28 protein-coding genes and 2 pseudogenes are annotated in these 24,351 nt (G+C 43.7%); 3 read left to right on the forward strand and 27 right to left on the reverse strand.

The features are described from left to right. The 26 genes and pseudogenes from DOT_RS06915 to DOT_RS07040 form a co-directional block, all read right to left on the reverse strand. A pseudogene (locus DOT_RS06915) lies at window positions 1-297 on the reverse strand (GGDEF domain-containing protein); the annotation flags it as partial. 191 nt (window positions 298-488) lie between these two features. Beyond that, entirely contained in the window at window positions 489-2,165 is a 1,677-nt protein-coding gene (locus tag DOT_RS06920; protein WP_009616298.1) for a ribonuclease J, read from the reverse strand. Between the two features lie 77 nt (window positions 2,166-2,242). Beyond that, on the reverse strand, window positions 2,243-2,800 hold the full coding sequence (gene efp, locus DOT_RS06925; RefSeq protein ID WP_009616300.1) for an elongation factor P: 558 nt from the start codon (window positions 2,798-2,800) through the stop codon (window positions 2,243-2,245). Between the two features lie 81 nt (window positions 2,801-2,881). Next, window positions 2,882-3,943 (reverse strand): Xaa-Pro peptidase family protein, encoded by a 1,062-nt coding sequence (locus DOT_RS06930; RefSeq protein WP_009616302.1) that lies wholly within the window; start codon window positions 3,941-3,943, stop codon window positions 2,882-2,884. Between the two features lie 16 nt (window positions 3,944-3,959). Further along, a complete protein-coding gene (aroQ, locus tag DOT_RS06935; protein WP_009616304.1) occupies window positions 3,960-4,406 on the reverse strand; it encodes a type II 3-dehydroquinate dehydratase in 447 nt (148 codons plus the stop codon). A 140-nt stretch (window positions 4,407-4,546) separates the two neighbouring features. Next, window positions 4,547-5,224: a LysM domain-containing protein gene (locus DOT_RS06940; protein ID WP_083823999.1), complete on the reverse strand. Its 678-nt coding sequence runs from the start codon at window positions 5,222-5,224 to the stop codon at window positions 4,547-4,549. A 145-nt stretch (window positions 5,225-5,369) separates the two neighbouring features. Then, window positions 5,370-5,927 (reverse strand): hypothetical protein, encoded by a 558-nt coding sequence (locus DOT_RS06945; RefSeq protein WP_009616307.1) that lies wholly within the window; start codon window positions 5,925-5,927, stop codon window positions 5,370-5,372. A 3-nt stretch (window positions 5,928-5,930) separates the two neighbouring features. Next, window positions 5,931-7,463: a competence protein ComA gene (locus DOT_RS06950; RefSeq protein WP_009616308.1), complete on the reverse strand. Its 1,533-nt coding sequence runs from the start codon at window positions 7,461-7,463 to the stop codon at window positions 5,931-5,933. A gap of 125 nt (window positions 7,464-7,588) precedes the next feature. Next, complete coding sequence (locus DOT_RS06955) at window positions 7,589-8,347, reverse strand: A24 family peptidase (RefSeq protein ID WP_009616309.1); 759 nt, start codon at window positions 8,345-8,347, stop codon at window positions 7,589-7,591. A 59-nt stretch (window positions 8,348-8,406) separates the two neighbouring features. Continuing rightward, the gene (locus DOT_RS06960; RefSeq protein WP_009616311.1) at window positions 8,407-8,895 is read right to left on the reverse strand and encodes a prepilin-type N-terminal cleavage/methylation domain-containing protein; all 489 of its coding nucleotides are present in this window, start codon (window positions 8,893-8,895) and stop codon (window positions 8,407-8,409) included. Window positions 8,896-8,929: 34 nt separating this feature from the next. Next, window positions 8,930-10,132 carry a type II secretion system F family protein gene (locus DOT_RS06965; protein ID WP_009616313.1) on the reverse strand — a complete coding sequence of 401 codons (1,203 nt, stop codon included), beginning with the start codon at window positions 10,130-10,132 and terminating at the stop codon, window positions 8,930-8,932. Beyond that, the gene (locus DOT_RS06970; RefSeq protein ID WP_009616314.1) at window positions 10,129-11,175 is read right to left on the reverse strand and encodes a type IV pilus twitching motility protein PilT; all 1,047 of its coding nucleotides are present in this window, start codon (window positions 11,173-11,175) and stop codon (window positions 10,129-10,131) included. The genes DOT_RS06965 and DOT_RS06970 overlap by 4 nt, the downstream gene beginning before the upstream one ends. Before the next feature lie 15 nt (window positions 11,176-11,190). Further along, window positions 11,191-12,876 (reverse strand): GspE/PulE family protein, encoded by a 1,686-nt coding sequence (locus tag DOT_RS06975; protein ID WP_009616315.1) that lies wholly within the window; start codon window positions 12,874-12,876, stop codon window positions 11,191-11,193. Further along, window positions 12,873-13,241: a hypothetical protein gene (locus DOT_RS06980; protein ID WP_009616316.1), complete on the reverse strand. Its 369-nt coding sequence runs from the start codon at window positions 13,239-13,241 to the stop codon at window positions 12,873-12,875. The genes DOT_RS06975 and DOT_RS06980 overlap by 4 nt, the downstream gene beginning before the upstream one ends. Beyond that, window positions 13,205-13,768 (reverse strand): prepilin-type N-terminal cleavage/methylation domain-containing protein, encoded by a 564-nt coding sequence (locus DOT_RS06985; RefSeq protein WP_040411486.1) that lies wholly within the window; start codon window positions 13,766-13,768, stop codon window positions 13,205-13,207. Before DOT_RS06985 ends, DOT_RS06980 begins: the two co-directional genes overlap by 37 nt. Then, on the reverse strand, window positions 13,755-14,168 hold the full coding sequence (locus tag DOT_RS06990; RefSeq protein ID WP_009616319.1) for a hypothetical protein: 414 nt from the start codon (window positions 14,166-14,168) through the stop codon (window positions 13,755-13,757). Before DOT_RS06990 ends, DOT_RS06985 begins: the two co-directional genes overlap by 14 nt. Window positions 14,169-14,232: 64 nt before the next feature. After that, complete coding sequence (locus DOT_RS06995) at window positions 14,233-14,571, reverse strand: type II secretion system protein GspG (protein WP_242833786.1); 339 nt, start codon at window positions 14,569-14,571, stop codon at window positions 14,233-14,235. A gap of 492 nt (window positions 14,572-15,063) precedes the next feature. Further along, window positions 15,064-16,155: a 3-dehydroquinate synthase gene (gene aroB / locus DOT_RS07000; protein WP_009616324.1), complete on the reverse strand. Its 1,092-nt coding sequence runs from the start codon at window positions 16,153-16,155 to the stop codon at window positions 15,064-15,066. Next, on the reverse strand, window positions 16,127-16,660 hold the full coding sequence (locus tag DOT_RS07005) for a shikimate kinase (protein WP_009616326.1): 534 nt from the start codon (window positions 16,658-16,660) through the stop codon (window positions 16,127-16,129). The genes aroB and DOT_RS07005 overlap by 29 nt, the downstream gene beginning before the upstream one ends. 18 nt (window positions 16,661-16,678) lie before the next feature. Next, window positions 16,679-17,824, reverse strand: a complete 1,146-nt coding sequence (aroC, locus tag DOT_RS07010; RefSeq protein ID WP_009616328.1) for a chorismate synthase — start codon at window positions 17,822-17,824, stop codon at window positions 16,679-16,681. Window positions 17,825-17,944: 120 nt separating this feature from the next. Continuing rightward, the gene (locus DOT_RS07015) at window positions 17,945-18,382 is read right to left on the reverse strand and encodes a prepilin-type N-terminal cleavage/methylation domain-containing protein (protein ID WP_009616329.1); all 438 of its coding nucleotides are present in this window, start codon (window positions 18,380-18,382) and stop codon (window positions 17,945-17,947) included. Window positions 18,383-18,400: 18 nt separating this feature from the next. Continuing rightward, a complete protein-coding gene (gene aroE / locus DOT_RS07020; protein WP_009616330.1) occupies window positions 18,401-19,240 on the reverse strand; it encodes a shikimate dehydrogenase in 840 nt (279 codons plus the stop codon). A 158-nt stretch (window positions 19,241-19,398) separates the two neighbouring features. Next, complete coding sequence (locus DOT_RS07025; protein ID WP_009616331.1) at window positions 19,399-19,929, reverse strand: YqeG family HAD IIIA-type phosphatase; 531 nt, start codon at window positions 19,927-19,929, stop codon at window positions 19,399-19,401. A gap of 69 nt (window positions 19,930-19,998) precedes the next feature. After that, window positions 19,999-20,288: pseudogene (locus DOT_RS31705) on the reverse strand (sigma-70 family RNA polymerase sigma factor); the annotation flags it as partial. Window positions 20,289-20,301: 13 nt separating this feature from the next. Further along, a complete protein-coding gene (locus DOT_RS07035) occupies window positions 20,302-20,676 on the reverse strand; it encodes a hypothetical protein (protein WP_009616333.1) in 375 nt (124 codons plus the stop codon). Next, the gene (locus DOT_RS07040) at window positions 20,673-20,996 is read right to left on the reverse strand and encodes a zinc ribbon domain-containing protein (protein WP_009616334.1); all 324 of its coding nucleotides are present in this window, start codon (window positions 20,994-20,996) and stop codon (window positions 20,673-20,675) included. Before DOT_RS07040 ends, DOT_RS07035 begins: the two co-directional genes overlap by 4 nt. Window positions 20,997-21,073: 77 nt before the next feature. Between DOT_RS07040 and DOT_RS07045 the strand changes: the two genes are divergently transcribed. From DOT_RS07045 to DOT_RS07055, 3 genes are all read left to right on the forward strand, one after another. Continuing rightward, window positions 21,074-21,286, forward strand: a complete 213-nt coding sequence (locus DOT_RS07045) for a hypothetical protein (protein ID WP_009616335.1) — start codon at window positions 21,074-21,076, stop codon at window positions 21,284-21,286. 84 nt (window positions 21,287-21,370) lie between these two features. Beyond that, window positions 21,371-22,663 carry an iron-containing alcohol dehydrogenase gene (locus DOT_RS07050; protein WP_009616336.1) on the forward strand — a complete coding sequence of 431 codons (1,293 nt, stop codon included), beginning with the start codon at window positions 21,371-21,373 and terminating at the stop codon, window positions 22,661-22,663. Between the two features lie 172 nt (window positions 22,664-22,835). After that, window positions 22,836-23,276: a hypothetical protein gene (locus DOT_RS07055; RefSeq protein ID WP_242833787.1), complete on the forward strand. Its 441-nt coding sequence runs from the start codon at window positions 22,836-22,838 to the stop codon at window positions 23,274-23,276. A gap of 449 nt (window positions 23,277-23,725) precedes the next feature. Here the strand turns inward: DOT_RS07055 and DOT_RS07065 are convergent, their stop codons facing one another. After that, window positions 23,726-24,283 (reverse strand): hypothetical protein, encoded by a 558-nt coding sequence (locus tag DOT_RS07065; protein WP_009616343.1) that lies wholly within the window; start codon window positions 24,281-24,283, stop codon window positions 23,726-23,728. Window positions 24,284-24,351 lie beyond the last annotated feature (68 nt).

Raw genomic sequence — 24,351 nt, forward strand, 5'->3', positions numbered from 1 at the left:
ATTCTCCGCCAAAAGACGATAGCGCTCTAAGTATTCTTGTTCCTTTTGCAGAATTTCCTCAGAATGGAGAAGGGAGTTATATCCCCATTGAAACAGAAAGTAGAGCACGATCGCCATCACAGTAACATAGAACCACCCTTTAACTATCGATAACTGGAGGAGCAACTGATGATCCGTCACGATGGCGCCTAATAAACGATCTGAGAAGAGGATCCATACTCCGCTAATCAGTGCGTAAAGAATGACCATCCGCATTGGAGTGACCCGTCTTAAATTCAATTTCATTTTATACTCCATTTTGCAAGGCCTCCTCCCTTGCAGGTGTATTCTCCAACAATCTTTATATTCCTTTATGATTTTAGAAGATTTTCATAAGAAAATAATAAATTATATTATAGCGTCGTTTTTTGTAGAATTGTGGGTAGTGCCACGGTGTCAAGTTAGAACATCCGTAGCACTCGATCTCTAAATTAGTCCCTAAATTCGATCTAATATTGCAATAACACTGGCAATATCATCGGCCGACGTCGAGTTTTTTCCCACAGATAGTTGTTTAGGCTTTCACGAAGAGCAGACTTCAGGACGCTCCATTCAATTTGATCTCTTTTCAGCTGAATTTCCAAAGTGCTCCCTACGACTTTCTTAGCTCCATCGACCAATTCTCCTGCCTCTTTCATAAACGTAAATCCTCTCGAAATAATATCTGGCCCAGATAAAAGCCGGTAGGGCTTTGTTTTGGAAAGTGCCGCAATAACCACGACCACACCATCTTGTGCCAATTGTTGACGATCGCGCAGGACAATATGTCCTACATCTCCAACACCCAGTCCATCAATGTAAACGCTTCCTGCTTCCACACGCTCTCCAAACTCCATTCGATCCGGGGTAAGCTCGACGCGAGACCCTAGTTGGGTTAAGGCGATGTCCTGATCTGAATAGCCTAACGTATGCCCAATCCTTCGTAAAGCAGCCTGATGTCGTATTTCTCCGTGATGCGGTATGAGAAAACGAGGGCGGGCGAGACGAATCACGAGCTTGATCTCTTCTTGGTTAGCGTGTCCTGACACGTGAACTTGTCCCATTTCTTTAGTGACAACTTCCGCCCCAATTTGATAAAGATGATTTATCGTCTTCCCGACCAATTTCTCGTTTCCAGGTATAGGCGTGGCCGCAATAATAACCATATCCCCCACGAGAACATTAATTTGTCGATGACTGCTTGTAGCCATCCGTGTTAAGGCGGCTAACGGCTCACCTTGACTCCCAGTGGTAAGTACCAACAACTGTTTCGGAGGAATATTTCCAACTTCAGAGCTTTCGATGAGGATGTCCTCATGAGGCAGCTTCAAATATCCTAACTCAATGGCTGTACGCACCACATTTTCCATACTTCTTCCCACTACACAAACCTTACGCCCGATATCTGCTGCTGCATTGATCGCTTGTTGAATCCGATGGATGTTTGACGCGAAAGACGCCATTATAATTTTCCCTTCGGCTCGCTCAAACCACTCCCGCAGAGTTTTCCCTACAGCCATTTCTGACATTGTAACACCTGGGCGCTCAGCATTCGTAGAGTCGCAGAGCAAGGCCAATATCCCTTCCTCTCCCCAAGCCGCTAGTTTTCCAAGCTCCATATTTTGACCGTCGATGGGCGTATAGTCGACCTTAAAGTCCCCAGTATAGACAACTCGACCAACCGGGGTGAGCAAGGAATATCCCACAGCATCAGGAATACTATGAGTTACGCGAAACGCTTCTATTTCAAAAGCCCCTGCCTGGATGCGTTCGCCCGGCTCTATAATATGCACTAAGGATTCAGGGTAAGGAGTTCTTTCCTGGAACTTAACTTGAACTAATCCTAAGGTCAATTTTGTTCCATAAATCGGGACATTTAATTTGGGCAAAATAAAAGGGAGACCCCCAATATGGTCTTCATGCCCATGTGTAATAAAAATCCCTTTAATGCGCTCCCGATTTTTTTCCAAATATGATATATCGGGTATCACCAAGTCGATGCCTAATAGCTCTTCATCAGGGAACTTCACACCCCCATCAATGACCACAATCGAATCTTCGTATTCAAAGACTAGCAAGTTCTTCCCGATTTCTCCAGTTCCCCCAAGAGGAATCACACTGAGCTTTGACGTTTTTTGGTATAACATAAAAAAAATCACCTCCTATGGTAGCAACTAAAACTAGTTTGCCCCACAAGAGGTGATATCATGTCGTCAAGAATTAATTATGCCCGTTGAACATAACTTCCCGTCCGAGTGTCGATGATCAGCATATCCCCTTCATTAACAAAGAACGGAACTTGGACCACCGCACCAGTCTCCAAGGTTGCTGGTTTTGTGCCTCCGGTCGCTGTATCTCCTTTTACTCCCGGTTCAGTGGCGGCAACGAGAAGCTGGACAGAATTTGGCACATCAACTCCAATAACCTCTACATCATAGAAAAGTACCCCTAGAGTCATGTTCTCTTTAAGCCATTTGACACCGTCCCCGATTTGCCCCTCCGTTAGAGAAGTTTGCTCATATGTTTCTTTGTCCATAACCACAAAATGTTCTCCGTCTTTATAAAGATAATCCATTTCACGACGTTCAACGTGGGCCTTCTCCACTTTTTCTCCGGCATTAAATCTCCGCTCTACGACTCCACCCGTCTTGACGTTCTTCAATTTGGTTCGAACAAAAGCTGCTCCTTTTCCTGGCTTAACATGTTGGAACTCAACTACTGCGAATACGTCACCATCTAATTCAATGGTAAGACCTGTTTTAAAATCATTTGTTGAAATCATAAATGTCTTTTTCCCCCTAAAAATTCTTATATAGTTAGTTTGTCCCTTTCTAAAGTTAAATACTTAGAAAGTCCACAAACTTTACTCTAAGATAATGAATTCTTTCGGTGCCTGTGTCAATACTTCGCACCCGTTTTCAGTCACTAAAACAATATCTTCAATCCGGACGCCGCCCCAATCCGGGATATAAATACCCGGTTCGACGGTAACGACCATGCCCGGTTCAAGCACCCGTTCTTCCCGAATATTGAGATTGGGCCCTTCATGGATGGCCAACCCCACGGAGTGTCCTAAGCCGTGTCCAAAGTAATCACCATAACCAGCCTCGTCAATTAGTTTGCGAGCTACCGCATCCACTTCTTTTCCGGTCCGCCCTGGTTCAACCGCCTTAATCCCTGCCCGTTGAGCCGCCAAGACAGTCTCGTAAACTTTTCGGTGCTTGTCTCCAGGATCGCCTAAAAAAATCGTTCGTGTGATATCTGAACAGTAACCCTGATAAATCGCCCCAAAATCCATCGTCAAGAACTCACCCAATTGAATCCGCTTCGAACTGGCCGTCCCGTGAGGCATCGCCGAACGAACGCCAGAAGCGATAATAAAATCAAAAGAACCTCCGCTTGCCCCAGCGCGGCGCATAGAAAATTCTAAGTTTAGGCCAATTTCTTCTTCCGTCTGCCCAATTTCGATGGTCTTTAATGTTTCAGCAAAAGCACCATCTGCAATTCGTACGGCTTGACGAATCAACTCAATCTCTGATTTATCTTTCACCGAACGCAAATGACTAACAAGGTTCGGTAAAGACAGAAGTTCAGCTTGTCTAAAGGCATCGTTCAGTTGTCCATAGTCAACATAGGTAATAAAATCCCCTTCAAAGCCAACCCGTTGAGCATTAAGCCCAATTTCTTCTAAGAAAGCAAAATGGTCTTGGCCCGTCTTAATAACTTCGAACTCAGGAGCCTGGGCCTTGGCCTGTTCTATGTAACGAAAATCAGTCAGCAAAAAAGCCTTTTCTAGAGTAATATAGAGGGTTGCCTCTCCACCGGAAAACCCGCTAAGATACCGTCCATTCTCAGGGCGGATAACCACATAAGCATCGATTTTGTCTTCGAGCATCTGTTGGCGCATCCGTTCTAACCGACTCATGATGAAAATCCCCTTTTTATTCTTTTTCTCGACGACCTTGGTAGTCGAGGGCATAACGCATCGCTAAAACATAACCATCTGCTCCCAAACCTGAAACTTGTCCGATACAAACCGGAGCAATAACGGAATTGGCTCGAAATGCTTCACGCGCATGAATGTTGGAAAGATGAACTTCGAGCGTAGGAACCCTTACTGCACGAATGGCATCCCGGATCGCATAACTTGTATGCGTCCAAGCACCAGGATTTAGAATTAAAAAATCGGCAGGGGTTAAAGCTTGAATCCAATCCAAGAGATCTCCCTCATGATTCGTTTGCCGACATTCCGCGGCAATTCCCACCTGATTCGCTACAGCTAACACTTCCTGATTAATCTCTGCCAAGGTGCGCGACCCGTAATGTTCCGGTTCACGTAACCCTAATAAATTCAAATTAGGCCCATGAAATACCCATATACTTGCCAATTTATCACTTCCTCATCACTTACCCAAAATTTTATCACAATTTCGTACTGTAGCATAGTATTTTCAATTGAAGACCATCTCAAACGCAAAACCTCCGTTGAAACGGAGGTTTTGTACAGTTACTCAGAAAGCATAAGTTATCAACGCTGATTAAATGGAAACGTCATCCGCCAGCGCTGTTGTTCCGGCATCTGCCCAAAGCCTTGTGACAGCTCTGATGCAGGTTGCATTCCCTGGCCATATTGCGGAGCTGCGTTGAATGGCGTTTCTTGCATTTGAGCTTGCGGAGTTTGTTGTGTTGGAAACTGCTGCTGTTGAGACATTTGCTGCCCTTGGGCTGGGGCTTGAGTTTGGGTTGCCTGTGCAAGTTTTCCCTGCTCTATGGTATCCCCATTACCGCTCACTAAACGAGGGGAGAGCACCACGTCTAAATTACTGAGCATAATTTGCACTTCACACGGCCCACCTTCCCCTGCTGGTTGTATTTTCCGGATCTCAGTACGCGGAAGAATGAAGTGAATCTCGTGGGGAGTTTTAGGTTCACCGACGCGTCGCAAACGAAGACGAACTCCTTCAACTTCCATTTCAACATCATCAAGATAATCACCCACAAACTCTTGTCCGCGATTCGCACTAATATCTGCATATTGTTCTTGCCCTTTAGGTAGTCCCTTAAATTCTGGCAGAACAATTTTTTGTCCAATTTGAAGTTTCAGCGGATCAACACTTGGATTGACCTGGAGGAAATCGTCACAAGTCCCTCCCCAGCGTTGTGCCAAACAATGAAAATTATCCCCGGGTTGAATGCTGTATACCATACCCACCCTACATCCCCTCCTCTCCCTAACCTATGAAAGAAAGGGAATGTCCGGTTCCAATGATTACCAATAATTGGTTAATTATTTAATCATCCCTCCGTTGGCCGTTAAGGTCAGACCAATGTCTTTTGCCCCAAAATATAATTTACCCTCCCGTACAGAAATAGATCTGGAGAAGGGCCTCCCCACCCTCAGCATCTAAAACTACTTCTTGAAGATGTATGTTGCCCACTGGTGTTTCCTCAAGTAGTTTGAGTGACGTGACAATCCCCTCCCAGTTGCCCCGTAAGTGGAAGCGAACGAGACTATAATCTAAGCCGACTCCATTGCCTGTTTCTCGCCGCTCGCCAAATCGCTCAACATTTAAGGTAACAACGTCCACCCTCTCTTTATCAAACTCACCTCGACACCTCTCTATAATATCAGGCAACTGGTCCATTGTGGGCATGATGTCGGCTTTGATTTGCGGTTTGGTAGTCACACTACCCGTCCTCAATACCTGTTGCCAATAAGTTCTCTCCTTTTGTAACGAGCGCAAGTGCAGATAAGCCGGTTGCCAGAACAAAAGAAATCCCAAGACAGTGCAGAACAAAAATACTCCAGTGATTGCCTTTACCCTACGCACTGAAAGTCTCTGAAGAAAGGGGCTCGCTGTAGGTTTTACCAAACGTTGAAAATTAATTTCACTGGGAGAATAAGCCATATTTTACCCTTCCTCTTCTAAGGACGCGCCTGTGTTTGTCAGCGTATTCTCCGCTGAGTTCTCGATCGTTTTGACTGGTTTCGTACCAACTTGCCCCCGTTTAGCACTAAGAGAAAACTCGACGTTGTTAACTGTTGTCAATTTATACCTCGTTAAAGTAGGTTGTTCCCAGCCCATAGTCCGTAAGGTACGGATCAGGGTTTCGACACTACTGGCTTCCTTGGCACTTCCACTTAAAGACATGCTACCTTGTTTGTAAACCACTTGTTCAATTTTCAGTTCCGTCCCCGCCAAAACTTGCAGGCCTTGAATCTGAGCTAAGCCCTCTCCTACTCTTGGAGAGCGCATTACCTTATTCCAAGCGATTTCGAGATCTTTCTGACCTTTACCCTGGGCCACGATTTTAGTACCTTCGCGAGAAAGTAATTGAACCTCTTCTTGGAGGGGCAGTGCCATTTGATAAAGTGAAAACCAACTTATTGTTCCACTCATAAAAAGCGCCAATAAGAGCAACGCCATCCTCTGGTACCAGCGTTGGACTTTCTGAGCTCTACTCGGTTGACGCCAAAGATTAAGCACCGGATGATGTGCTGAAATCCGTATCCCATAGCCAACAGCCACCTCGCCCCACGAACTAATTCCCTCAAAAACCTCTTGCCAGGAACCAGGGACGTTCCTTAGCTTGGCCTTCTCTACAGTTGAGACATGATTTGAGGCCAGTAAACCTTGCGCCAGGAACTCTACTCCAGAGTCCCCACTCCAAACCAAGCGTCCCAAATCGAGGTCCTGGTGTTGAGTTCTGTAATACAAAAGAAAACGTCGAATCTCCTTTGCCCACTCTTCTGTCTGCACGTCCACCCTTCCCTCATTTTTCTCAGTTGAAGAAGGGGAAAGCGTTCGCTGTAGAGGAGGCAAAGAACGTACGTTTTCCGGGACCGTTCCACGAAACAATGCCATTTGCACAGAATCAAACGCTCCCTGAAGGTATAGGACGCCTTCGTTTGGTTCAAATCCTAAGGCTTGCCCTAAGATAGAAAAAGCAAAATCAACGCCCTTAACCTTAAAACCCGCTTGATCCAAAATAAAAACATATCGTTCCAGTAAACTTTGTCGGGTTGCGCCCAGCAACACTTGTAGGCTCTTGTGTTTTTCTTCGGATAGCACAAGGAAATCAAAGAGTAAATCCGATCTGACAATGGAAATTTCTTCATCGATCAGCAAAGAGATTGCCGATTTCCTGTCGCGCTTAGGAATCCAAGGCAACGAATATGAACGAATAAATCCTTGTTGCAGCGGGATTGCCAAATACGCGATCTGACTATCACCCAAGTGCTGTGCCCTATACGATGTCAAAATATCGCTTAAAACATTTTCATTCCGCACATTTCCCTGTTCGATGACTCCAGCCGGTATTGGGATGCAGTCGAACTTGACGTTAGCAGAACTATGACCCGGTTTTCGAAACGAAGGGGCCGAAAACCAAAAAGCTCGAATTTCCTCATCCGTCAATTCAAAGACCACTGATCTTTTTCGCATAGGAGCACCCCTTATCGTGTTCGATGTTCGTAGTTCGTGGTTCGAACAACGAATGAATACACTGTTCGTTATTCGTGGTTCATGGGTATCGATTCGTAGTCTGTTATTCGAATATCGAAAATCGATTAGCCCCAGTACCAAGTAAAAATCTGTGTTCCCCATAATAACGTTAAGTATGCTCCCACGGCAAGAAAGGGTCCAAAGGGAATCTGTTGACGAAAGCGCTGTCGACCTAGCAAGAGAAGAAAAATTCCGGTGAACGCTCCTACAAAGCTTCCTATAAACACTGCAAGAAAGATAGCAGGAAAACCTAAGAAGGCGCCCAGCGCAGCAACCAGCTTTACATCTCCAAGCCCCATTCCTTGTGGATAAATTCTGGCAATACCCCAGAATATTCCCCCAGCACCCAAGGCGCTGAACACACTCTCCCATCCGCCCGGATTTCCCGGTATGAAAAATGCTCCTAGTATTCCGATTCCTAATAGGGGAAGCGTCAGGGCATCCGGCAAACGAAACGTGTCCAAATCAATTAAAGATAAAGCCACTAGTACGGCTACAAAGATTAAATTTAAGAGAAGTCTTGCCGGATTAATCTCCGTGCTCAATTTTAATGTAGCGGTAATGTAGAAAAGAATCCCTGTGAGAAGTTCTACAAGGGGATACCGCCAAGAAATTTCCGCTTGGCAATTACGGCAAACTCCCTTCTGGAGCATAAAACTAAGCACTGGAATGAGCTCCCAGAACCGAAGGGCATGTCTGCAAGTGGGACAGTGGGAACCGGGTGTAACAATGGATTCCCCACGAGGGACACGAAAAATGACTACGTTCAAAAAGCTACCAATCAGGAGTCCGAAAAGCCCAATTGTTATATTTAATAAATACAATGACTGTCCTCATTTCCGGTGAGATCTATGCTTCAAACAATGCTTACTTAAAATCAAGGTTAATTAGCCGACGTCCAAAGAACATTGTCTAAGCTTTCATCATACGCTCGGACCTCGGCTGCGAAGCCATCGCTAAATAAATAAATCATTATCGTATTAGTCTTAGTGTCAGGAATAACAATATCTGTAGGATCTGTAGCATCGGCCTCGATCTTAACTACACCAAATCCCTTGTTCTCCTCAGGGACAATTTGTTGAGTCGTCGATTTGTCCAACGTACTAATGTATTTGGGAATGAGTTTCGGACTAGTCACCGTTCCTTCAGTCACAGTCAAATCATCGTCCTTAGGATACATTCCTGTCTCGAGCTGAAAACGATCAAGCGCCGCTTTGACCTCGTGTGCTGTCGCAACATCCGCTTTTCGCCGCGCGTTTGCAGTGCTTGAACCCAATTTAGGAATTACTATAGCGCCCAAGACGCCGATAATAATGATCACCGCAAGAACTTCAATTAATGTAAATCCATTTTCTCCCTTGATATTATTCATCCCATTCAACCTCCATATCCTTAAATAATTGTAGTTATTCAAGATGTGAACTGAGATCAAAAATAGGAAGCATCACTCCTGCTGCTACTAGACCGATCAGTCCTGCTACAGCGAGAATTAGTGCAGGTTCAATCATCCGTGTTAAACGGTCAAGCTGATTCTCGAGTTCCTGGCGACACATTTGCGTGATATACTGTAACATCCGTTCCAACTGTCCTGCTTCCTCAGCGACCGCGACCATTTCCGCACCCTCCTTAGGAAAAACCCGACTTGCACGCAACAACGGGGCCATACGTTTTCCCTGCCGAACAGATAGCACGAGCTGACTCGTTAACTCCAGCATCTCCCGGCTACGCAACGTGCCCACTGTTAAACGCAACGCTTCCAGCAAGGGAATTCCGGCAGATAGCAAGCGCGCTAAAATATGGTTGAATTGAACCAAATCTCGAAGAAGATAAATTTTTCCGAGAAGGGGAAGGCGACCAAATAAATATTCAAGGCGCATTTTCCAAAGATCAGGACTCGTAAATCTTAGAACGATCAAACAGGTGGTGAGCAACCCAAGTCCGCTCCACAAAACTACAGGTAGTTTGCGACCACAGGCAAAAATGACTCTAGTCAAAAAAGGCAACTCCACGCCCATACCGATAAAAAGTTTTTGGTACATGGGAAGCACCCAAACAGAGAGGACGTAGAGTACAATTACCACGGCAAGAAACAAAAGTAACGGATAAGCTAGAGCAGCCTTAATTTTTTTCTGATAGACGTATTCTTGATCTGACTCATCGGCCACTTCGCTGAGAACTTTCCCCATAGTTCCAGTATGTTCCCCGGCTTTGATCATGGAGAGAACAAACGCATTAGGGGATGGGCTGAGAAGGGACATTGCTTCCGATAGGTCGCTACCTTCTTCCACCCGTTCCTTGATACTCTTCCACTGTTCCAATTGAAACGTTAATTTTTCTTCGTGAAAGGTCATTATCTCCAGAGCTTGAAGCAGGGGAATTCCGGCTTCAAGAAGAGTCGCTAACCTCCGGGCGAATTGGCTCCACTGGAAATTCCTACTGTGTGGTAAAGAAAAGCTTTGCCAATTTCGACTTGGGCGGATAACCACCGGAAAGTACCCTGCATTCCTGAGGCGCGTTTGGATCTCTGAAAGTCCATTTCCTACCCAAACTCCACGCTGAATTATGCCATTCGCGTCGACAGCTTTCCATCCAAAACGTTGCCTGCTCATCTCCTTAAACTATCGGGGCTCTGCAACTTTTCCTGGGCAACATCGTACGAAATAAGACCCTTTTGAACTAAGTCCATGATAGCTTTGTCCATGGTTTGCATGCCTAGTTTAGCATTGGTCTGGATAACGGTAGGCAGTTGATGCGTTTTTCCCTCACGAATTAGACTACGAACTGCAGGGGTAGCTAACATAACTTCAATAGCTGCTACACGCCCTTTGCGATCGGCTCTAGGGAACAATTGCTGGGACAATATCCCTTGTAAAACAGCAGCCAACTGCACGCGAATTTGCTGTTGTTGATGCGTTGGAAAAACATCAATCATTCGATCCACTGATTGGGTTGCATCATTCGTATGTAGCGTACTTAAAACTAAATGCCCCGTTTCAGCGGCAGTCACAGCGGTAGCTATCGTTTCTAAATCTCGCATCTCTCCCACTAAAATCACATCAGGATCTTGCCGAAGTACAGCGCGTAACGCATTAGAAAATGACTGGGTATCGTTTCCTACTTCCCGCTGATTTACCAAGCTCAATTTATGTCGATGCAAATATTCAATGGGGTCTTCGATTGTTACTATATGACAAGCCCGCGTAGTGTTAATGTAGTTTATTAACGAAGCCAAGGTTGTTGATTTACCGCTGCCAGTTGGGCCGGTCACCAAGACTAACCCTTTGTGTAGCTTAGCTAATTCAATACTCACCGGCGGAAGTCCTAAGCTTTCTGGAGTAGGAATGACAAAGGGAATCAAACGAATTACAACTCCAATGGATCCCCTCTGGCGAAAAGCGTTAACTCGATATCTCCCAACTCCTGGCAAGCTATACGATAAATCAAGTTCCCCATATTCGGCAAATCGTTTAGCTTGTTGATCCGTCAAAAGGGAATGGACAAATGTTTCTAAATCACCCTGAGAAAGTTTTTCCGTTTTAACTTGAACCATTGAGCCATCAATACGCAGAACTGGCGGACTCTCAACGGTCAAATGGATATCCGAAGCCTTCTGTTCTCCTGCTAAATGTAAAAGTTTTTCAAGTGAAACCATCTCTTTTCTCTCCTCTTACCCTTCGATTCCAGAAACAGCATGTAGTACCTCTTCTACTGTCGTCAGCCCTTGAACCACCTTCAACAGCCCATCTTCAAAGACTGTGAGCATTCCTGAAACCATCGCCTGTTGCTCAATGTCTTTAGCATTATGCCGGGAAAGTACGAGTTTCTTGATCTCTTGATTATATATTAAAAACTCGTGAATCCCAATCCTGCCACGAAACCCAGTTCCAAGACATTGTGGACATCCGGTAGAACGATAGAGCAGGGTAATAGATGCTGGCAACCGGAATGCTCTTTTCTCCGCCTCAGATACTCTAAATGATGTCTTACAATGTTCACATAAGCGGCGAACCAAGCGTTGAGATAAAACCCCACTAACAGCAGATGCCAGGAGATATGGTTCAATCCCCATATCCATAAGTCGGGCTAATGCTTCAGCAGCCGTATTAGTATGGAGCGTCGATAAAACCAAATGTCCTGTGAGCGAAGCCGTGATAGCAATTCTGGCTGTTTCTTGATCACGAATTTCGCCGATCATGATCACATCGGGATCTTGTCGCAAAATATGCCTCAATCCCACAGCAAAACTAAGTCCAGCAGGAAGATTGACTTGAACCTGGTTTACCCCTGGAAGTTGGTATTCTACTGGCTCTTCAATCGAAATGACGTTTTGCTCTTCGGCATTAAGTTCTCTGAGCAATGCATAAAGGGTTGTGGTTTTACCACTACCCGTTGGCCCTACAACTAAGATTAAACCGTTCGCTCGTTTTAACAAGATTTGTACCCCTGATTCAACCTCTGAGCGCATACCAAGTCCATTGAGCGGATGCTGAGCCATCTGGGGGTCTAGAATGCGCATCACAATTTTTTCGCCATAAACAGTAGGCATTGAGGACATCCGAACGTCTACACGCCGAAGCCCAGCACTCAAGGTCATTCGACCATCTTGAGGAATCCGGCGTTCCGCAACATCCATTTGCGCCATAACTTTTAAACAGGAGATGATACTTCGCACAGCATTCGAAGAGAGAACATGCTTCCTAATAAGTTTACCGTCTATGCGATAGCGAACCACAAAATCGTTTTTGCGAGGTTCCCAATGAATATCGCTTACCCCTTGCATGACCGCCTCGTGTAACACAGAATGGACCAACTTAAGTGTGGGCGCATCTTCTTCCTGAGAATCGACCTCTGTAGACTTGATCGACCAAACAGCTCGGTCTTCGAGGGTTCTGTCTTCAAGATGAGCAAGTTGAGCAACCGATTGTTCGACCGTTAAAAACTGTCTAATTGCGGTTTGGATTTCCTCAGCTTTGGCAAAGACTGGCTCGATCTCTAACCCAGTGAACATTCGTACATCTCGGAGAGCACGTTCATTGGTAGGGTCTAACATGGCGACTCTTAAAATCCCCAGACTTCGTTCAAAGGGAATGAGGGTATAGCGAAGAGCTATTTCTTCAGGAATTAACCCTGCTACCTCAGAGTCAATAATGACTTGGGTCAGAGAAATCTCAGGGATACCTAGATATCTGCGAACAGCTTCCGCTAACCTGGCTTTGGGCACCACTCCCATCCGCACCAGAACCTCACCGATTGATTCGCCACTTTCCAGAGCAACTTCCAATCCCTCTGCCAATTCCTCAGCAGTGATATAGCTATTAGTGAGTAAAAACTGACCTAATTCATTTTTGTTCATCTATGCAGTTCCTGATAGCTGGTCATAACCCACTTTCCATCATTTAATTGAAGTAATTCCTCAATTTTTCGAATGGCTAAACCGGTATGTCCCTGAGCAGTCACCTTATATCCTCCTTCTATAGGCTCAATTACGACGTTAACACGCCCAGTAGCCAACGATAAACTTCCCTGCCGCAGTTCGGGGTTGACAAGCAGATGGGCCTTCGCCCACTCAATTCCTCCTTCAGCCACGTAAAGGGCCTGTTGGCTTTGGGTGACACGTCTCACCATTCGATTCTCCACGTTGGCCTTCAGATATTCTTCCATTCCCAATCCTGACAAGGTCGTCAAAAGAACGAGGATGAGCAGGCTGACATAACCCATTGACCTTCGCCTATTTGAGATACTGGAGAATAGGTCCGCCTCCGAACGCTCCCTCTCCACGTCACAATTTGACCATCGACATTGGCTTCTAAGAAAACGTCCCACAACCCCTGTTCCACCTCCACGCATTCCCATCTTGTGATATAGCTCGCAACTGGCTGAGAAACGCCCAAGTGTCTCCAATACAGATCCTTTATTCCATCCCGATCTAAGTCATTGACGAAATAAGAATCGAGAGTTGGTACTAGATTGGTTTCATCGGGCATCGGTAAAACTTTAAGTACTGCTGTATCGTTAACCCATTCCACGGTTTTCGCCATGCGAATCACATCTGAGATTGTTTTTCCTGACGTCATCACTGCATAGTGAGCTTCCAAATGATTTTTAAGGCTACGCGCGCCTCGCCACTGATCCGTTAAAAAGCGCATCGCTATGATCAGAAAAATTCCGGAGATTAACAAGGCAATTAAAACTTCTAGGAGCGTTAGACCACGTTCAGCATAAAACACACCCCTATTCAACCGCATAAAGGCTCTCTAGTTTGTAATTAGCAGGGTATCCTTGTTCGCTCCAACGCACTTCCACCCTGACTCTTAGAAGCTGGGGCAGATCATCCCAATTCGACACTATTAGCCAATGAAAATTCCCTTCATTTCCTTCTACTGTTCCACCGGGAATACAAACCTGCCGAGCAATGTTGTCATCCCAAGCATGAACTGCTAGTTGGTCTATTTTTTTCTGGGCAAGGTTCGCTCCCTCCATGAGTGTCGCCGCTTGCCGAGCTTCGGAAACCGCTCCCTCTGTTAAACCAAAGAGAACAGCAAACCCTAAAGAAAAAAGGAACACAGCAAGCAACACATCTAGCAGTACATAGCCTTGTATGTTCTTTTTCGTAATCTCTCCTCCCTTATATTTTTTTCCTATCATAGGCACGATGCAAGTACTCCACGAAATCCTCTTTTCTCAGTGCCTATGACCCGTGCCCTTACGTCTATTTGACTTGCCCAAAAGCATCAATCTGGTAGCCTTCAGTAGAATCGAAAGGGTCTATTGGAATCTCACTTAAGTAAGGACCACGCCATCCACTCACTCCCCTAGGGGCTTGGGCCAAATCCTGAACACTCGGCGGATAGGCTCCGACATCTATCCTGTAAAGTTGGGCAGCTCCCTCAATCTTCTGTATGTTAGCTAGATCGACTTGGACTAGAACTTGGCTTGACGCTGAACCGAAATGAGGAATAACTGCAGTCAGAAGAACCCCCATCAGAAAGAGAACCAGCAGGAGTTCCCATAATGTAAAACCAGATTGCAAATTTCTCTCTATCAGCAACCCCTTGCTCCTACTTTCAATAATCTTCACCACCATGTCTAAGATATAGTTTTATTACCTCATTTTTCCTTTTTCATCTTCTCTATTCCCTCTGAAACTCCTGCTTCGTCGACGTATCTTTATTAGAAATACAATCTTTAGCTATTCTCTCTAAGGAAATCTCAGATTTTTCCTATTTATGCTATAATTTGATGTCCACAGAAAACTTGCTAGTGCCTAACCTCGACAGAGTCGGCACCAAAATTATACTTTTGCGCTCCACGGATGAGTGTCCTTGTAGATAAAATTTGAACAGAACCTTCGAGATTAGAGCGCCGCCATGGATGGCTAGGTGCCGTGATGGCGAGAGGGACCCTTCAAAAAGCATTAAACGAAAAGTACTGAATTAAAAAAATAAGGGCACGTTGCATCGTGCCCTTACTCTTTAATAAAGTCCCTCATCGTCGTCAGACTCCGTTTGTAATTCATTCTTCACTTCGCAAATGTCCTTAACTATTTAATAACTTGTTTCCAGGCGTCCAAGATCTCCGAATCTGCGCAATCCCTGGAAATAACTGCTTGCCCAATCCCTTGAGGGAGAATTAGGATCTTCCGTCCCCCCTGGTTTTTCTTATCTGCTTGCATAAGTTGCAACAAAACCTGTGGGTCTTGGTCTTTAATCTCAGTCAGCAAACCAAAGGTGTTTAACAAATGTTTGATTCGCTCAACCTCTGCCGTGGTTATGAGCCCTTTGGCGTTCGCCAGATTCGCGGCAGCTACCAGGCCAATGCTGACCCCTTGCCCATGGGTCACCCCATGATAGTTCATCACTGTTTCTAAAGCATGCCCGAAACTATGTCCTAGATTCAGCAAGGCACGCAAACCCTGTTCTCGTTCATCCTGGGAAACAATCTTCACTTTGACCGTTGACGACCGCGTCACCATTTCACGCCAGATCATTGTATCTCGTTGCTTAATGCTTTCTTGCTGAGTTTCAAAAAAATCAAAGAGGCTCGCGTCGGCAATTAAGGCGTGCTTAACACTTTCAGCTAAACCGTTTTCAACTTCTTCCCACGGCAAACTTTCTAATGTTGTGAAATCTGTCCAAACCGCGAGTGGAGGATAAAAGGCACCAATAATATTCTTACCAGCTGGATGATTCACGGCAACTTTCCCGCCTATGCTGCTGTCCACTTGCGCTAATAAGGTAGTAGGGACTTGGATTAAACGAATCCCCCGCATGAAGACACTGGCAAAAAAACCAGACAAATCCCCAATAACACCACCTCCCAGAGCAATTACAAGGGAATGGCGGTCTGCACCGCAGCGCAGAGCTGCTGTCGTGAGCTGACTTAAGCGCTCCAATGACTTTTCTGTTTCTCCAGCAGGGACCGTTAATAAATTCACGCGATAGTCAAGCAGGCCTTTCTTAAGCCGCTCAGCATAAAGATCCGCGATTGCCTGATTGGTGATAATTAGAATATGCTCCACATCTTTAAGATGAGCCTGGACATATTTTCCTAACTCTTCAAGCGGCGCACCTAACAACACTGGATACGGTCTCCCCGCCGTTACTTCAATCTTTTGCAACTCCGCTAAACTCATTATTATTTCGCCTCCCCAGCCGTGCCAAAATCTCGTTTACTACTTCGTCTATATTTTTTTCAGTCGTGTCCACTGTGAAATCAGCTTGCGCGTAACATTCCTGGCGTTCAGACCATAATTTCTCAATCGCTTCTTTGGAGCCCTTGAGCAGCGGACGGTCAGTTTTATGTCCGATTCGGCTGATAATCGCTTCAAGCGAGGCATGAAGAGCGATCACAATCCCATTCTGGGCTAAAGCTTCCCAGTTAAGCGGGTTTAACACGGTCCCTCCGCCCGTTGCGATCACGATTTGCTCCTGCTGACTGAGCCGTGCGACCACTATCCTTTCCTCTGAACGAAAACGAGTCTCCCCATGACGTCGGAAAATCTCAGTCACACTCAAGTTTGTAACTTCTCCAATTTCACAGTCTGTATCGACAAAGTCCCAAGCGAGCGACTGAGCCAGGCGCTTACCAACTGTACTTTTGCCTGTTCCCATAAATCCAATGAGAACTATGTTTCGCATGGAGATCACCTCTCTATGTTAAAGTCTTAAATACGCTCGATAAGCTTCCCAAGCTGTTTGTAATTCTATAAAACTATCCGCAGGGAATTTCTCAAGCACTGCTTCAGCGATCACCCAAGCCACCACATGTTCTAAAACAACTAAGGCGGCCGGCACGGCACAAACATCGGAACGCTCTACACTTGCCTTAACCACTTCTTTAGTTTCTAGATGCACTGTGTCTAGAGGTTGGTACAGCGTAGGAATGGGTTTCATGACCGCTTGAAGGACTATAGGTTCTCCGTTACTCATACCCCCTTCGATCCCTCCAGCATGGTTAGAACCTCTTTTAAAGCCTTGACCCTGACTATAATGGATCGGATCATGAACCAGCGAGCCCATTCGTTCGCCCGCTTCAAACCCTAAGCCAAAGGAGACCCCTTTAATCGCTTGCACCGAAAGAACCGCTTGAGCTAGTTTTCCATCTAGCTTACGATCCCACTGAACATGAGATCCTAAGCCTGCAGGAACACTAAGAACTTGCACTTCTAATAGTCCCCCTAGGGATTCACCCTGCTCCCGAGCTGAAACGAGTCGTTCTCCCATTCGCTCTTCGGCAACGGGATCCCCTACGGACCACTCCGATTGTTTTACACGTTGCCAATAGTCCTCTCCGTCAGTATAGACTGCATGAACACCGCCTACCGCGCGGACATGCCCTCTAATCTCCACCCCTAGGGCAGACAACCCTTGTCTAACAATACTGCCGATCGCGACTCGCATAGCCGTTTCTCGGGCACTTGCTCGTTCGAGGATATTCCGGACTTCAGTACGATATTTAAGAGCCCCAGTCAAGTCAGCATGCCCTGGTCGAGGCGTCATTACTTTACGACTCTCTAAATCAGCCCCTTCTCCCGAGGCCATGATTTTTTCCCAGTTTTCCCAATCACGATTAACAATTTCCAAGGCGACTGGAGCTCCCGTACTTAACCCTGCCCTTACTCCAGAAATAAGCTGAACCTCATCTTGTTCTATAGCCATTCGTCCTCCGCGCCCAGGACCTTGTTGACGCTGTCTTAAGGCCTTATCAATACTTTCTTTGGAAATCTTCATTCCTGAAGGAAGGCCTTCAATAATGCCCACTAATTTCTGACCATGTGATTCCCCTGCCGTCAAAAAACGCACTTTTTGTCCCTTCTCTCTGACACATAGTAATTTTTAGGAAATGAAATATGAATATTATTACAGTCAACTTATCAAGAGATTATTAAGAGAATTTTTTTCTAATATGTAACCTTTTGAAGCTTACTTTTCTCTAATACGCATTCCCACTGGGGCAACAACAACGCTCTTTAGCTCACCCGCTGAATTCTTTAAAGCAATGGTTGTTCCCACGCTTCGCCCTGAAGCATTAAAGGTTAAATTACCAGGTTTATCTGCGAACTGGATCCCATCTTTCAAATGAACATCTTTTACCCTTGTACCTTGACAGAAAACCTGATAATGATGATCCCCTTTCTGAGGATAAAATTTGACCTCATACCAACAATTCTCCGCCAAAGCGGCCTGCCGGGCATCTCGAATTTCCTCCAGTAATTGAGTAGCTGCAAAAGCAAGGTTTTCCTTCTCAAAGTGGATAGGAAGCTTAATGAGGAGCACAAAACCTGCACCAGACAAAAGAATCAACACCAACAATATTTCCAGGAGCGTAAATCCTCTTTCGTCGTTTCTTGCCTCGCTCATGTCTCTCTTCCTTTTCACCTATGCTTTAGATGACATCCTCGGTGAGAGTTGTTCTTGCAAGGCTTTGTGCATCGCCTCGACAGGAGCTTGTCCACCGAGCCAGAACTCCCAAGCCAATGCCCCTTGGTAAAGAAGCATACCCAGTCCATTAAGCGTACGACACCCCTGTTGCTTCGCTTCTTGTAGAAAAGATGTTTCCCAAGGGTTAAAGATTATATCGACTACGAGCGCTTGCTCAGAAATCCCTTGCACTGAAAACGGAAACGGTTCACCGTGTAATCCCGCCGAGGTCGTCTGCACCAAAAGGTCGACATCCCCAAGCCAATCTCCCGGAGCAAACACTCCCGAAGTGGCCGTTCCTCCCTCTCGTTGGATCACTTGAACAAGAGCCTCCGCCTTATCCGTCGTTCGGTTAAGAATATGCAAGTGCATCCCCTGCTCAGCCAGTGCTATGGCAATCCCTTTGGCGGCTCCACCCGCTCCAAGAAGAACCGCTTTTTTTCCCATAAACCCATTAAGTTCGCCCTCTATCGAACGAACAAACCCATCGCCATCGGTATTATGGCCAATTTTCTGTCCTTCATAGATTTTCACCGTATTGACTGCACCAGCGCGCCTAGCCTGAGGCGTAAGAGTATCGAGGAGAGAAATAATTTTTTCCTTATGCGGAAGAGTCACGTTCCAACCAGAAAAGCCTAACGCCCAAAGGCCTTCTACCGCCTCAGTCAAACGATCAGGCTCCACATGAAATCGCTGGTACTCTATGTCAAGCTCCAAAGCTTGATACCCTGCATTATGCATCGCAGGAGAGAGCGAATGCTCGATTGGATGCCCAATAACGGCATAATGTTTCTCCATTTTATACCATTCCTTTACATGTTCGTCCGCTGGCCCGAAGACGCTGTCTTCGCACGTATTAGCCTTCTTGCAGGATGCCAAAATGCCGTAATGGCGAGAGGGGACTTCTGACTTTTTTAGAATAGAGAAAAAGGAATGGCAGGCCATTCCCTTAAAGCTTAATGTATTTTTGGGCTAAAGGGTTTTGCCGGAGCAAACCGCTTCATTAGCCAAACAAGCAACTTCTCCATTTGGCGCAAAATACGGGTTCCTATAAACTCATTTTCATTAATCGGGGTGACTAAAATCGTATAGAGACCAAGTCTATTTCCACCCAGGATATCTGTAAACAACTGATCTCCAATGACAGCAGTATCCTTGTGCCCTGTTCCCAAACGATTCATTCCTGCTCGAAACGCCCTGCCTCGTGGCTTAGTCGCTCGAAAAACAAAAGGAATTCCTAATCGTTCAGCAACAACGGCTACACGCTGGCGCTTTTTATTGTTTGACACAACACACGCACGAATTCCAGCGGTCTTAACTTTGATAAACCACTCTGCCACTTTAGGACCCACTTCGACAGCATTCCATGGGGTCATAGTATTATCCAAATCGATAATGAGCCCTCTGATCCCGTCCTGAACAAGTTGTTCAACCGAAATAAGATCTAGTGAAGGCGCTTGAAGTGTCGGTCGAAAATACTCAAACATTGAACCCTCCAAAGTGCAGAACTTTTGATAATTATACCTTAGAGGACACCATAAGAGCAAGTAACGCACTTACTTATTTGAATTAATCTTCTCCATCTCTTCCATCAATTTTCGGATTGCTTTCTTCTCAATACGCGACACATATGAGCGTGAAATCTCCAATGCCTTTTTGCAATCTCACGTTGCGTTCGTTTCGGACTGTTCATTAGTCCGTAGCGCAGCTGCAGGACCATTTTTTCCCTGCGGTTTAGCTTTTTTACAAGTTCGAGCAAAGCCTTTTGTTCCGACTCGTTTTCGATCTTTTTCGAAATATCCTCCTCGTTCGAACCGAGCACATCGATAAGAGATATCTCATTGCCTCATTCATTGTATCTACATCTGATGAAGGTCAAGCTTCAATTTGAAAATTCCCTTGTTTGAACGTGTTTCTCTGTAATAAACAGCTTTTTTTAAGATTTCCTTTAGAAGCTTATTTTTTATTGTGATGTCATCAGTCTCTTTATACCCTTGAATAACATGAGTAACCAACTTAATTTTTATTGGTAATCCTACTGACTGTCTTATAATTTGCTCATTAGCTTTCTCTAATTGTTTTAATACTTCTTCTTGCTTAGATATTGCTTCATTTAGCTTACTACTTCTCGCAGTATATTTTTCAATACTATAAACCCCTTGTTCAAGCAAATTATCTAATGAATCAATTTGTTTTTGTAAATCTCCTAACTCCTTCTCGATTTGAGCAATCATTTTTGGATACGGATTTCTACCGTTTCTCTTTGTAAACCCTCACTAATTCTTTCTTCCTCTAATATTAATGACTCCAAATACTTTTCTAGCCCCCTAAGCAACTTTTCCTCAACATACTTGAAACTGGAAGATGGCACAGTACAACTTGGAGTAATGCACTTAATCATCCTTAACCTTTGTTCCATTGGTATATGTGCATATCTTTTTCCTGTTGAGGTTTGCATGATCATTTTATGCCCACATCCCCCACATTCGATGAGTCCTGCTAAGGGATTTCTAGGTGTTTTCGTTTTGGTCTGTGGGGTAAGGTGATTTTTCAAGATATTCTGTGCTCTCTTGAATTGTTTTTCATCAATTATAGGCTCATGTCTTACTGCAGCTAGAGCAAAATGAAAAGTTGCACCAGCTTCAGATAGAAAAGATTCAGACTGATGCTGAAAAGACAGTATTACAGGTTACCCAGGCACTTAAAGATGAGTTGGGCAAGGAAAAGGATCAGTACTTTGCTAAAGTCGAGGAACTAAGACAAGAAAATAAAGCTTTAGCCCAAGAGTTGGCAAACGCTAAGGCTGGTGCGGTTAAGAAACCACTAGAGAAAAAACAAACATGAACTATTTAAACCAGAAAAATAAGTAAGTATAAAATTATTATCAAAGGCTAAAATAAGATGAACATTAATAGAGGAGGTATTTTTTTGGGAAAATCAACCTGTTTTCATCTACCCAATACTAACCTTATGGGGGTCGGAAGTCTTAGTAATCTAGGTAAAGAATTAGTAGCACTAGGATATAAAAAAGCGTTAATTGTCACGGATAAAAACTTAGTCAAATTAGGTCATGTTGGAAAAGTAGAACAAATCTTAAAGGATAATAATATTGCCTATACAATTTTTGACGGAGTAGAACGTCCGAATCCAAACGTTACATTTGTCGAAAATGGCTATAAATACATACAGGATGAGAGAAATAAAGCGATTAGTCCAACTTATGATTTTGTGATCTCAGTCGGGGGAGGCTCTAATCACGATACTGCACGTTCCATTGCTGCGTTGGCGACCAATGGAGGCTCGATTGTTAATTATGAAGGTTCCAATAAGTTTACTAAACCTATTCTGCCTTGGGTCGCGGTAAATACTACTGCTGGATCTGGGGCTCATGTTACTATGTTTAACATTATTACTGATGATTCGCGGAAAACGGCAATGACCATAAGCGATCCAAAACTATTAGCTACTCTAACAGTTGATGACCCGGAATTACAACTTTCCATGCCAAGGGAAGTAACAATAAGTTCAGGCATTGATGTATTAGCTCATGCTGTGGAAGCTTATGTTGCTCTGAACGCCACCCCGTTTACAGATGCGTTAGCTTTGGGAGCAATAAAATTAGTTTTTAATAATCTAAAACGAGTTGCTGTAAATGGCAATGACTTAGAAACTCGTGAAAACATGGCGTATGCTACGGATATGGCGGCAACGGCCTTTAACAATGCCGGGCTAGGACATACTCATACCATAGCTCATCAAATAGACGGAGCTTCTTATAGACACCATGGTTTAACAACAGGAGCATTGCTTCCTTACGTCTTGGAATTTAACGCTCCGTCCATACCTGTACAAAGATTTATAGATATGGCTATAGCCATGGGCGAAACGGGAGTTACAGGCTTTAATGCAGTCGAAACCGTCTTAACCGCTATTAGAAAATTTAATGAAACCTTAGGTATTCCTACTGACCTCAGTGAGCTGGGTGCAAAAGATGAAGATATTAAATACTACGCCGAGATGGCATTAAAAGATATATCTGGTTCGGCAAATCCAAGACAAGCTACTCTGGAGGATATGATCCAGTTAATCAGAACATGTATGGGAGTAGAATCCAGCCAAAAACCAGGATGGGAACAAGACAAACAATTCGATCCAATTGCTATGTTGGCAAATAATGCGGAAAGACTGAGTGCTAATGATTTAAATGTAGACAGGACTTAAAATAACCTAATATTCCATGGAAATTTGCGAGTGAAGACATGCCCTCCTAACATTCTTTAACATGTAGGAGGGCGTTCTTATATTTGAGACTATTTAACTTAACAAACCCGTTAAAGTATAAGAAAAAATACAGGAGGAAGTATAAAAGTATAAACGAAAAGGGGAAAAAATGATGGTAGATATAATGGATAAATTGCAGGAGCTAACTAATACTGGGAAGTCAATCAGGGAAAAACAAAGAATTATTAATGTAGTAGAAGTTTTTTATATTTGGGATGTTTTAGTCACCAAATTGGATGCCTTAGAAACTGTCCAGATATTTGAACATATGATTGAAGATAATGATTTAGTAATTATAAAAAATAAGGTTAAAGAAGGGCTACTTGTAGGAATTGATGATATGGAAGCAATAATGCGTGAGTATGATTTGCCTTTTCCTATGAGGCCGCCTGCTGACGTAAGTTCGACAGTTCATATAGACGTTGTTAACGACAGAGACATTTTTCAAATGTTCTATGAAGTTATTGCCGCATTTTTTCCTATTCTTGGCATCGGTTTTCTGCAAAGTACCACCCCTGACATCAGAAAAGGTTTAAAAAATCATTACTCTTGACTATAGAATTACAGGAAATGCTGGTTGAATACGGTAAATTAAAAGGTTTTTTAAATCAACCGCCTGTCTATCGTCCATAAAATAATAAATTTGAGGTGATATCATGGAGATATTAAAGTACATTGAAAAAATCTCTGAAATGAACAAGTCTCTCAGCGAAAAACAAAAAACCATAAACGTAAGTGAGGTTTACCATCTCTGGAATCATTTGATGCAAAGATATAACGTCATATTTGTTACCAATCTTTTACACAGCTTCGTTAAAGATGATGATTTAAAGTTAGTCCTTGATTCTGGCAACAAGACTCTTACAAAGCATACCAAGTTATTAGAAGAAGAGCTTTTGAACTACAGTTTGCAATGCTTATAGGGGTTCATAGAAAGACTATTTTACGTTGGGAAAAAGAAATATTATGGCCTTCTCGAAAGTTCTATAATAACTTATATAACTAATGCGAAAATTTTATATATATATCGTTGGTGATTTCAATATTGTTTTTTTCAAATAATTTCAAACCACTATCTACAGGAAATATGTTTAGTGTATTGTTTGAAACGGCACAATAGGCTATGAAGTATTCTTGACAAGGAATTATAATCTTATATTCATTGTTATCTAAACTTACTTTTGCATAATCAATTTTTAAATCAAAATTTTTACCAGCTACTACAAAATATTTCGATTTATTTATTTCTCGAACGCGATACTCAAAAAGATTACTTCCACTGATTGTTGATTCTATTTTATATTTACCATTTAGACCCCTAACTAACTCAGCATTCCCAAGATAATCATTAAATGTGAATAAAACATACCTTCTGTTCTCTATATCTATAGTTTGTTTAATATAGATATTGTTAGTAATTACTTTCGGCCTATTTATAAAGCCTTTAATATTATATTCCATATTATTATTACCAATAGAATATATACAATTATAATTAATTACTATTATCAAAAAACCGATAAGCAAAATACCACAAAGTATACATATATTTTTTTTCATAATATTCCTCTTTCTAAAAACTTTTTGCTTTTAAAATTATTCTCGAACAAAACCCTCAGAATTTCGTG

Origin of the sequence: Desulfosporosinus sp. OT, from assembly GCF_000224515.1 — a bacterium.
Classification (GTDB): Bacteria; Bacillota; Desulfitobacteriia; order Desulfitobacteriales; family Desulfitobacteriaceae; genus Desulfosporosinus.